Here is an 11,504-nt window from a genome sequence, read left to right as displayed (position 1 = left end):
TCGTCATTCTCTGCTCCCTAATCATTTGCGTTTGAAGGGGTCGGGACTAGCAGAGTTCCCACCTAAAGGCTTGTGCAAATTTCCGGGGCCACTTCACCTCACTTGCTCGCACTGAGACGGAACTTGCTCGGCTGAACGAAGCCCACGCCAAAACCGAGGAAGCGCTGGCCGCTGAGAACACATCACGTTCTAATTTCCAGGCTAAAGCGGCGGAATTGACAGCGGAGGTCAGGGCTCTGAACAACCAAATTGCGGCCAGCGAGCGAAGGCTCACCGAGTACCATGGTATTGTTTTGAACCTTAAACAAGCCGTAGAGTCTGAAACGAATGCCCGAATCTTTGCGGAACAAGTCTACGCGGTCGCCCAGGCCCAACTCGAAGCCGCAAACTTGTCCCGAAAAACTGAACCTCCTTCTACTCGGGAAGTTAGTCAGAATTCTGAGGTTACTCGGGGCGAGGATGAAATCCCGGATATCAAATTGCGTGACAGATCTCACTCTCAGCAGATCCATGGAACGCGAAACAAATCCGAGCGGAGCACTGCCAGTTAATCACATAATTATTAGCAGTGATATAAATACCTCGTAAAATCAGCACCATCGTTTATTCCAAACAGCCCCGAGTTCGATGGTTCTTAAATGGCCCTGTCCCAGTGGCCCACATCCTTAAGGATGTGGGCCACTGGGACAGGGCCATTACCATGTGTGAACAGTAAGATAGGCACCTCAGAATGGGTATAACGCTTGTGTCATACAGGCGAAATCTGTAGTGCTCCGAGAAGTTTTTGTCGAAAGGGGATAATCAGTTATACCAGCCCTTCGGCCTATTCGGAGCAAGTCAAACACTAGGATTTCTATCCCACATGAACCAGAAACTCGTATCCATCTTCATCAGTCGGTCGCCGACCTTTTTCAGTGCGTTCACAAGCAGGACAGTCCGAATGTGCAGCGTCCGCACACACCGTTCTTTGCCGTCTCACTACGCCCTAGCCACCAGCCAGCAACTTCATGAAATCATGAGTTTTCAACTACCAACGAATCTTTGCGAACAAACCTTCTTCTCAGCATCAACTATGCATGACAGGTACGGCTCGTGAAACTTACGACAGTCAGACTATCTAATTTCCAGTCCTTTGGGCCAGAACCAACTGAAATATCACTTGAAAACATCACTTACCTGATTGGCCCCAATGGCTCAGGAAAGACTGCGGTTTTACAGGCAATATCTCGTATGTTCGCATTTGACCCCACATTGCGACGAATTCGACGTTCGGACTTCCACGTACCATACAATGAGAAAGACGGAGAATCACCCGAAGAAAGGAGACTGTGGATAGAGGCGGATTTCGTTTTCCCCGAATTGGAGGATGAGGAGAACAATTCAACGGTAGCGCCGCACTTCAGCCATATGCGTCTTGATGATCCCGAAGGCCTTCCCCGAGTGCGGTATCGCCTCAGTGCTTCGATGGGGAGGGATGGGGATATTGAAGAGACATTGGTATATGTGCTGGAAGTCAATCCCGATGGTTCACCGTTGTCGATGGCGCAAGTAGCCAGAGCGGATCGTAACCACATACAAGCCCACTACCTCCCAGCGAGGCGAGATCCGGCTGACCATATCGCATATGGGGCAAATGCCCTGCTTGGTCGTCTCTTGAGAGCAGTAAATTGGGAAGGTGAACGCGAGAGGATTAAGGATTTGACAGCTCAGATCAGCGAAAGCCTGTCTGCCAATCTATCGGTTACAACCGTTAGCGAGCACCTTGAGCAAATATGGGGCACTCTTCATAAAGGAAGCTTCTTTGCCGATCCTAAAATCACCTTCGTGGCATCCGAAATCGAAGCCTTATTGCGCCACATGTCGGTATCTTTTTCACCAGGACATGGCGAAAATCTGGTCGACTTTTCCAGGTTGAGCGATGGCCAAAAATCGATGCTCTACCTGTCCCTGGTGTTGTCGTCTCAGGCGATTGGGCGTGCAGTCCTCGCAGAAGAAGATACCTCTTTTGACCCTGACAAGCTGCGTCCCCCAGTATTCACCCTGATCGCTGTCGAAGAGCCGGAGAATAGCCTGTCACCGCATTACTTAGGACGGATTGTCAGCACGCTCTCCTCAGTGACGAGCAACGAGGATGCTCAAGCTCTGATTGCGACGCACGCGCCCTCGATGCTTAAGCGTGTTGATCCTAGGCACATTAGATATTTACGACTTACCGAGGATCGAACGACACAGGTCAAGCGCGTCCTTCTGCCCAAGAAGGCAGACGAAGCCCATAAGTTCGTCCGTGAAGCCGTGCAGGCCTTTCCGGAAATCTACTTTTCCAGGCTGGTCATCTTGGGCGAGGGCGATAGCGAAGAAATCGTGTTGCCAAGAATTTTGAGGGCTAAAGGTGCTCCAGTTGACGAGTCTGCGGTGACGATTGCACCGTTGGGCGGTCGGCACGTTAACCATTTCTGGCGGCTTCTTGCCGAACTTGAAATCCCCTATGTCACCTTACTCGACTTGGACGTGGCTAGATATCAAGGAGGGTGGGGCAGAATCAAATACGTCAACAATCAATTGGCAGAATATCGACCGGATATGACGCTTCCAGAGAAATACAGAATTCCAAAGTGGGATTCCCCCGAGCACAAGGTTCGCGATTTTTTACACTACTTAGAGGCACTTGAAGAGCGGAATGTCTACTTTTCCTACCCGCTGGACCTCGACTTTGCGATGCTTCTAGCCTTTCCAAACAAGTATGACGTTGAAAGAAACGCACCAAAAGAAGCAATAGTAAAAGCGGTTCTTGGAGAAAGTCATCACGAATCCGCCCAGTATAATGTCGATGAACTTGAACTCTTCGGCACCTATCACAAACTTTTCAAGCTTGGCAGCAAACCCGCCGCTCACATCGATGCGCTGGCGCGACTAACAGACGAAGAAATGCTGGCTCACATGCCAGAATCTTTTGCAAGCTTGGCGGATGCCGTGATTGCGAGACTCGCGGAGTTACCCGAGTGATCGCGGTTGATGCTTGGCATCCCGCCGACGGCCTGACGCTTGAACCCAACGCGCTGCGGGCTGCGACGGAATTGAAACACTGCCTGGCGCTTACGGCAGGACCAGGAGCTGGCAAGACGGAAATGCTCGCGCAGCGTGCTGACTTTCTCCTACGTACGGGTAGTTGTCGTTACCCAAAACGGATTCTTGCGATTTCCTTTAAGGTGGACGCCAGTAAGAATTTGAAAGAACGCGTGCTACGTCGTTGCGGACTAGATTTAGCCTCCCGCTTTGACAGCTACACTTTCCACGCATTCGCCAAGCGTGTCATTGATCGCTTCAGACCCATACTGACAGGTCGTGATGCCCTAGACGTGGATTATAAAATTGGTGCCAGAAGGATCTCGCAAAAACAAATTGAATTTGGCGATTTGGTCCCCTTAGCAATCCAGATACTTAAAACATCCGCTATTGCGAGGAATGCCATTCGCCAAACATATTCCGATGTCTTTCTCGATGAATTCCAAGATTGTACAAACCTTCAATACCAGCTTGTTAAGCTTGCTTTCCAAGGCACGGCTATTCGCCTCACGGCTGTCGGCGACACCAAACAAAAAATCATGGGCTGGGCAGGTGCTTTGGATGGTATTTTCAAAACCTTTGCGGTGGATTTCAAAGCGCTTCCTCTCAATATGTACCGCAATTTTCGCTCTAAACCACGCCTCTTGCGCATGCAGAATGAGATTATTCGCGTACTCGATCCCGCATCTGTCATGCCCGAAGAGCAGCTTGCTGGAGAAGAAGGCGAAATTTTCACCATGTCCTTCGAAAACAGTCAGCTTGAGGCAGACAATCTAACCGAATTGATTACTGCCTGGATCAATACGGAAGAGATTCCGCCCTCTGAAATCGCTGTTCTCGTATCCAAGCAGCCAGACTTGTGTGCTGAGCATCTGATGGCGGCACTGGAAAGAAGTAAGACCCCCTTTCGCAACGAGCAGCAAATGCAGGACATTTCTGCGGAGCCTGCTGCAAGGCTTATTGTCGATTATTTGTCCTGCCTTTATGGCCAACAAGAGCCAAAGGCATGGATTCGGCTTAAGAATCAATTGGCTCCCTTCGCCGATGAAGATACTCAAGTCCTCGTCCATCAAAATTTTGAACGTTTTATCAAGGCGCAGAGAAAACGTGTCACCCTCCCTAGACCTGGAGATGAGCCATGCCTGGATTGGTGGAATGCGGCATGCAATTTTTTGGACAAAATCGGTATCGACACTCTGGTTGCGCTTTCTCCGGACTACGAATCGCATGCTCGGCTTGAAGAGGTCATCCAAGACGTGAAGACTCGCATTGAAGAGATTCTAAATCTGGAGCCTGATTTACCGACGGCGTTACATCGCTTTTCCCATGACCAAACCGTACGAATTCTGACCATTCATAAGAGCAAAGGGTTAGAATTTGATTCGGTTATTGTGCTTGGCGTCGAAGAGCAGATGTTTTGGGGAACCCAAAATGATAAGCGTTGCGCTTTTTTTGTCGGGGTATCGCGTGCCAAACGGCGACTGGTCCTAACTGCTAGCAATTTTAGGGAAAAGCCATCTGCCAACCCACCTAATTGGAAGCAACACAGAACCCCTCATGAGGAATTCTTTGGGTATGCCATGAACTTATGAAGCTAACCTGACCCTCTGATAACACATTTGATTTTAAGACAATAACTTTGCATCACAACATCGGAATCAATCATGGATAATCTCTCTCAATTCGAAGCCGACCTCTGGGCCGCAGCAGACAATCTGCGTGCCAACTCCAAGCTCACCTCCAGCGACTACTTCATGCCGGTATTAGGGATCATTTTTCTGCGCCACGCGGAAAATCGCTTCAACGCGGCCACCCAGCAGATCGCCGTGGACCAAGCCTCAGGCCGAATGCCAAAGCGCCAGATCCTTCCCGCCGATTACATCCGCCGCCGCGCTCTCTTCCTGCCGGAGGAAGCCCGCTTCGATACCATTATGGCCAAGGCAAAGACTGACCAAGCGGACCTTCCTACGCTCGTCACCAACGCCATGAACGCTATTGAGGCCGACTTCGAACCCCTTTTGAATGTACTCCCCAAGGACTACGGCATCTTTGAGTCCGATGTGTTGGAGTCGTTGATGCGCCTTTTCAACAGCGAGCAGATCAAGCGCGCCACCGGTGACATCTTCGGACGGATTTACGAATACTTCCTGGCAAAATTCTCCATTCAGAAAGCGCATGACAACGGTGAGTTTTTCACTCCGTCTTCCCTCGTTCAGCTCATCGTCAACGTCATTGAGCCGGATCATGGCACTATATTCGACCCTGCCTGCGGCTCCGGCGGCATGTTTGTTCAGACGAGTCATTTCATCGAGCATGAAGGCGGCGATACCACCAAGAAGGTTGTTTTCTATGGACAAGAAAAAAACCGCGACACAATACGCATCGCCAAGATGAACCTAGCGGTTCATGGATTGGAGGGAAAAATTAAGGAGGCCATCACCTACTATCAGGACGAGCACAATCTCGGCCCGATGGAGGCTCTCGAACCTGGCAGTTGCGACTTTGTTATGGCAAATCCACCATTCAATGTGGACTTAGTCGATGCAGAAAAGATCAAGACCGACGCACGCCTACCCTTCGGCTTGCCCGGAGTGAACAAAGACAAGCGCGTTTCCAACGGCAACTACCTCTGGATTTCCTATTTCTACAGCTACCTGAATGAAAAAGGTCGTGCAGGCTTTGTCATGTCCTCTCAGGCCTCCAGTGCAGGCAATGACGAGAAGATCGTCCGTCAAAAACTTGTTGAGACCGGAGCTGTTGATGTGATGATTTCCATCAAGGGCGGCTTCTTCTACACCCGCACAGTTCCATGCGAGTTGTGGCACTTCGACCGCGCCAAACCCACTGAGCGCCAAGATCAGGTTCTGATGCTCGACGCCCGCAGCATCGGGCAACTCATGAAAGGCTCACGCAAGGTCTACGAATTCACGTCGGAGCAGATGCGCAACCTGACCGCCATCGTTTGGCTCTATCGTGGCCAAAAAGATCGATTCCTCGGACTCGTTCATGATTATTTCAAAAGCCACATAGCTGCATGCGCCGCCTTGCCCGAGAAAATCACCACCTTCGAAATCGCTCTAGCTGACGTCGACGCCCCCTTTGGCTCGGTTGGCAAAAAGGTGCTAACCACAACCGGTCTCGACGCAGAGAAAGTGCAGGCTTTCACTGACACGCTGGCCGAACTTCAAAATGCCCGTACAGCCTTTGACACCGACGCAAAGGCATTAATAAGCAACCTCGCGACGTTCGAAAAAGAGATCGGAAATAATCCGCTCGCCACCAACGAACAGCAGCACTTGGCCCGCAAAGCTTTTGACCCTATCGCCGCACAGACCAAGGGACTCATCAAGCAGGTGGACCTGCTCTACAAGCTCGCCTCACGCGCTGCCGCGAATGCTGCCGACCTCACCGAGGCCGAAGCAGTAGCCAAGGCGTACAATCGTCGCGCCACCGGCAAACTCATCAAGCAGCTTGATGAAACCCGTCGTAAGACAGTGGAGCAACTCAAATACGCCACGTATTTCCACCGCCAAATCGTCTGGTTGCAGGATCGTTTCCCGCAGGCGGAAATTCAACCCGTACCCGGCCTAGTCAAAGTCGTCACACGAAAGGAGATCGAAACCGCCGACTGGAGCCTGACACCTGGACGCTATGTAGGTGTGGCACCTAGTGAGGTGGACGAAGATTTCGATTTTGAGCAGACAATCACCGAAATTCACGAGGAACTGGCCGGGCTGAACGCGGAGGCGTTGGAACTTGCCGCGTTGATTCAGAAAAACTTGGAGGAGTTGGGGGTATGAAATGGCCAACAACCAAGCTTGGCGAAGTTTGTAGGGTTACACCCGGCTTTGCATTTAAAAGCGAATCGTTTCAATCAATCGGTATTCCAGTTGTGAAAATTGGAAGCATCCGCGATGATTACACCGTCGACGTAACCGATGCTCAATGTTTACCGATGGACCTATTCTCAGACAAACTCCAAAAGTTTGTTCTAAAAGATAGGGACATCGTTCTTGCTATGACGGGCGCGACAGCAGGAAAATTAGGCAGAATCAGGACATCTTGCGACCTATTACTTAACCAGCGCGTCGCGAAGATCGAATCCACTAAAGCAAATCCTGACTTCATATGGTTCGCACTAAGTTCGAAAAAATATCGCGAATTGTTCTTCAGCATAGCAGGCGGTGCAGCTCAGCCAAATATGAGCGGAAGTCAAATTGAATCTGTAGAAATTCCTCTTCCCCCAATACAATCTCAGCAATGCATTGCCAGGATCCTCTCCGCTTACGATAACCTCATCGCGAACAACCAAAGTCGAATGGAACTGCTAGAAAAGGCGGCCCGCTCGATCTATGAGGAATGGTTCGTCCGCCTCCGCTTCCCCGGCCATGAGCACACACCTTTCCAAGACGACATACCAAAAAAATGGGAACGAAAGGCGCTGATCACCATCTGCCCCGATCTCCGCGAAGCAGTACTGCCTACGAACCTTGAGCCCGGCACACCCTATATAGGTCTTGAACACATGCCCCGTCGCTCTATCACGCTCTTTGAGTGGGGAACATCTGAGGATGTGACTAGTACCAAGCTCAAGTATCAGGCAGGCGATATCCTATTTGGAAAAATCCGACCCTACTTCCACAAAGTTGGGTTTGCTCTTACTGACGGCGTCACATCGTCTGACGCCATCGTTCTTCGCCCAATTGACAATCTTTATTACATCTTTTCACTCCTCACGGTTTCGAGCGATTGGTTTGTGTCGATTGTGAGCAAAACCGCAAAAGAAGGCTCAAAAATGCCTCGCGCCGACTGGAAATTGATGGAGAAGCATACGCTGTCTATTCCTCCTCGTAGCCTGCTCGAAGCTCTGAACGAGACCGTTCAGCCCATACTTGACCAACTCCGCACCCTCGCGCTCCAAAACCAAAAACTCCGCATCGCCCGTGACCTGCTGTTGCCGCGACTCATGAGCGGAGAGATAGAGGTCTAACACTATGGATTTCGCATCGGTAGCACCAACTTCCTCTGAGTGGTCAAAATGGCTCGCGGACGCTGAGCGTCGACTGCGGCAGGTTTATCTGCTCAGCCCTGAGCGATTAATCGCCGAGTATCGACGAGAAGGCGAGATCACACGAGGATATCATGGCCGTGAGATATTAGAGTTGCTCCAAAACGCAGGCGACGCCGCGCGCATATCCGGAGTTCGGGGAAAAGTTCGGCTCGTCATCACGCCTCATGGGCTAGTTATTGGGAACACCGGACACCCATTCGAAAAAGAAGGAGTCACATCCCTACAGATCGCCAATCTCAGCCCAAAACGTCAGCGCGAGGCCGTGGTGATCGGTGATAAAGGCTTGGGGTTTCGCTCGATCCTTAATTGGACGCAGTCTCCATTGATCTCTAGCGGAGAACTTGGCCTCGCCTTCCTACCCAACTACGCTTCGAATGTTCTATGTGAAATGGAAAAGGACAGCGACAAACTCGCCAAAATGGTTGCAGAACAAAAAGCAATCGCAGGAAGATTGATTGTGCCACGTCTGGCTTTTCCACAATGGGTGCCGGATTGGTCTAAGCATGACTGGCCCGAAACCGACGGAATCAGCGAGATTGCTTCCGTGTGCCAGTCTTTAAGAAACGATAATTATGACACAGCAGTGGGAATGCCTTTTTCAACGACTCGTGCTTATCAAGAGGTGGTGCAACAGGTTGATGAATTGAGACCAGAATTTCTCCTGCTGGTCGACTCCATTGATTTGCTAGAGATTCAAATTCAAGGACAACCATCTAAAATTTGGCAGTGCATCCCAACCAACGACAAATCAATTATTCGGACAGGAGACACGACGCAGAGTTCGTGGATTATATCCAACTACGAAGGAGACGTTCCACATGAATTACTTGACAATGATAATCACAACATAAATAAATTCAAAATAATATTAGCAATTTCAGATACAAAAGATAATAATCCTGGCTATCTATTCAATTATTTCCCAACAGATGTCGAAATACCGCTACCTTTACTGGTACATACCACAGTCGAGCTAGATGATACACGTAAACATGTAAACGATACGCCAGCAAATAGATACATTCTAGGCAAAGTTGCAGAACAAATCGCTGAACTAGCGGAACAGCAGCTTGAGACCGGCAAAGCAAACGCATGGGATGGATGCCGCCTGATAACCCCTAGTGGGAATTGGGGTAATGACCTAAAAAAATTTGGCGTTCCATCTATATTAAAAGAAGCCGCAAAGAAAAAGCAACTCATCCCTGTGCTTGGTGGAGGATATCGCAATGCTTTCCACGCAAAATTGCCACCTGGTGAGAATTCTTGTTATTGGCTAGACTGGATGTTTCCTGAGATGGCTGTCATCGAAGACAAGGCGCATCTCGTTTTTGCAAGGCATCTTGATGTCAGCAAGTTTTTCGTTGCAGAAATACTTGACCGACTTCTTGCCGCACAGACACTAACACCGGAAGAACGGGCACTTGCTATTACTGGGCTGGTTGAATCCAAAGAAAAACTTACTGACAATAATCTCAATTGCTTACTCTGTGATGAAGAAGAGAAGCCGATCCCTGCCGGAATCAACGCGATCCTCCAACCCACCGGTGAACTCCCGGCACTTCCACATTGGGCCGCCATTCGTTTTCTGCATGCAGAGTTGAGACAGTGGCTTGCCGATTTTCTCCCAGTATCCGACAGTCGGGAGCTGCAAAATCTTCTTCGGCCCTTCGGCGTGGTTGAATATTCATTGTCAGCGCTGATTCGCCCAGTTCTGGCGGAGGGCAATAGACAAGCCCGTAATCGACCGGATGAAGAATTTACAATACGTCAAGAGACGTTACAATTTCTATGGGAGGTACATCAGAGCGTAGGAAGTGACACCTCTTTTCCTACGGACGCCACGCTTAAGCTTCTTGACCAGAACAATGGCTGGACAGACCCAGAACACCTTTATCTTGGAGAAGGATATGGGAATGAGGGAAACGTAATCCAGGACATCTATGGTCCATGGGCCAAGCATAAGCTCGTGGCAAGCATCAACCTGCCAAATTCGGACACATCGGCTAGCCCTGAGCAGTTCGCACAATTCCTTCAGTGGCTTGGCGTGGCACGCTGGCCAGGGGAAATTGAGCTATCGGAAGTCGATGCAGAATATTTGAATGCGGTTAGGGCAAGCCTACGTTATCCAGTCTCGTTTGGAGATTGCAGGTTTGACTCGCCAAATGATCTACCTCAACTCTCGATTACTGGAGCAACGTCCATCGACGGGCTGGAGGATATTCTTCAAAATGCTTCGTCAGAAGCGGTGCTAGCTTGGCTAGCACTGGACCCTCGCGCTTCGTCTTGGGTTCATATGTCACAAGGCCGTGGAACGCTAAGCATCTATCCTCGCTACAAACAAAACAAACGCCATTATCGCGATGAGTTGCCGAGCTACATCCACTGGAGGATTGCCACCTCTGCTTGGCTTCCTGCCAATGATGGCCACAAGCAGGCACCTCGAAGATGCCTGCTTGGAGATCGCCAGTTGGAGGCGCTTTTCCCTAGCCCCCAAAAACCCAACCAAATACTGATCGACCGTTATGGTGTATCTGACAGATTACATGCGTCCTTTCGCAACGCGGGGGTAATGCCCGGCCTTTCCCAGATTGCTCGAGACGAACTTTACAGACTGCTGTTGGAAATACCAGATCTTTCGCCTGATGGAAAACCTAGCCGAGCGCTGTGTCGCTGGTTTATCTCCAATGAAAACTTTGTGCTTGGATCCGCAGGCCCTTATCAGGAGCGTTTTTTTCAGGAAGGCAGAATCTGGGGCTCAAAAGAAAGAACTTCTGATTATTTCCCAATTGCCGATCTACGGCATATTGATCAGGAAGGGTTTCCACCAGCGTTAACGGACAAGCTTCCAATTGCGGATCTTCCCAAAAGGATCGGCGCACAAAAAGTTAAGGACGTCTTAGGAGTAAAACCGCTTGATCGTTCAGAGATACACCAAGAACTCTACTCACACCGGACCAGCCCTAGAAAAGACGATCTCGCGGAATGGTTTAACGCCGCAAAGCCTTACATCAAACGCCTTCGTCACACGCAAGTAAAGCAGAAGCAAACAGTATTGGCGTTCGAGCGTTTGAATTTGATTGTCTGTGACGAACTGAGTGTTCAGATGCAATACAAGGAATTAAGCTATTACCACTCTGCGCTGGAAGGGGAATGGTTTGTGTTCTCTGACCATCTTTATGTACGGGGTGACCTCGAAGACTCGTTAGATCTCTTGGCAGACTCGGTTGGAACAGCCGTTGCTTCAGTTTTCAACATGGCAGACGGGGATGCTTTCGTGACCTGCCCGGCACTTTTCAGACCAGTCGAAACTTGAGATAGGTTCCCCCTCAACCACGAGGGAACTGATGAAAAAGGGACGATTTTCCGAAGA

The 11,504-nt window shown here is 50.0% G+C and carries 5 protein-coding genes; all 5 read left to right on the top strand.

Going from position 1 to position 11,504, the window contains the following annotated elements:
• Positions 1–1,092: 1,092 nt before the first annotated feature.
• The 5 genes from BMZ24_RS19090 (at position 1,093) to BMZ24_RS19070 (ending at position 11,447) form a co-directional block, all read left to right on the top strand.
• Positions 1,093–3,003 (top strand): ATP-dependent nuclease, encoded by a 1,911-nt coding sequence (locus BMZ24_RS19090; protein ID WP_092194685.1) that lies wholly within the window; start codon positions 1,093–1,095, stop codon positions 3,001–3,003.
• The gene (locus BMZ24_RS19085) at positions 3,000–4,655 is read left to right on the top strand and encodes a UvrD-helicase domain-containing protein (protein WP_092194683.1); all 1,656 of its coding nucleotides are present in this window, start codon (positions 3,000–3,002) and stop codon (positions 4,653–4,655) included. Before BMZ24_RS19090 ends, BMZ24_RS19085 begins: the two co-directional genes overlap by 4 nt.
• 72 nt (positions 4,656–4,727) lie before the next feature.
• The gene (locus BMZ24_RS19080) at positions 4,728–6,863 is read left to right on the top strand and encodes a type I restriction-modification system subunit M (RefSeq protein ID WP_092194681.1); all 2,136 of its coding nucleotides are present in this window, start codon (positions 4,728–4,730) and stop codon (positions 6,861–6,863) included.
• Positions 6,860–8,053, top strand: coding sequence for a restriction endonuclease subunit S (locus tag BMZ24_RS19075; protein ID WP_092194679.1), 1,194 nt, complete (start codon positions 6,860–6,862; stop codon positions 8,051–8,053). Before BMZ24_RS19080 ends, BMZ24_RS19075 begins: the two co-directional genes overlap by 4 nt.
• A gap of 4 nt (positions 8,054–8,057) precedes the next feature.
• Positions 8,058–11,447 (top strand): sacsin N-terminal ATP-binding-like domain-containing protein, encoded by a 3,390-nt coding sequence (locus tag BMZ24_RS19070; protein WP_092194677.1) that lies wholly within the window; start codon positions 8,058–8,060, stop codon positions 11,445–11,447.
• The last annotated feature ends 57 nt before the right edge of the window (positions 11,448–11,504 follow it).

The organism is Desulfomicrobium norvegicum (genome assembly GCF_900114595.1).
In the GTDB taxonomy this organism is placed as follows: Bacteria; Desulfobacterota; Desulfovibrionia; order Desulfovibrionales; family Desulfomicrobiaceae; genus Desulfomicrobium; species Desulfomicrobium macestii.
The sequence above is the reverse complement of the archived record's forward strand: the minus strand, read 5'-3'. Positions and strand labels throughout refer to the sequence as shown.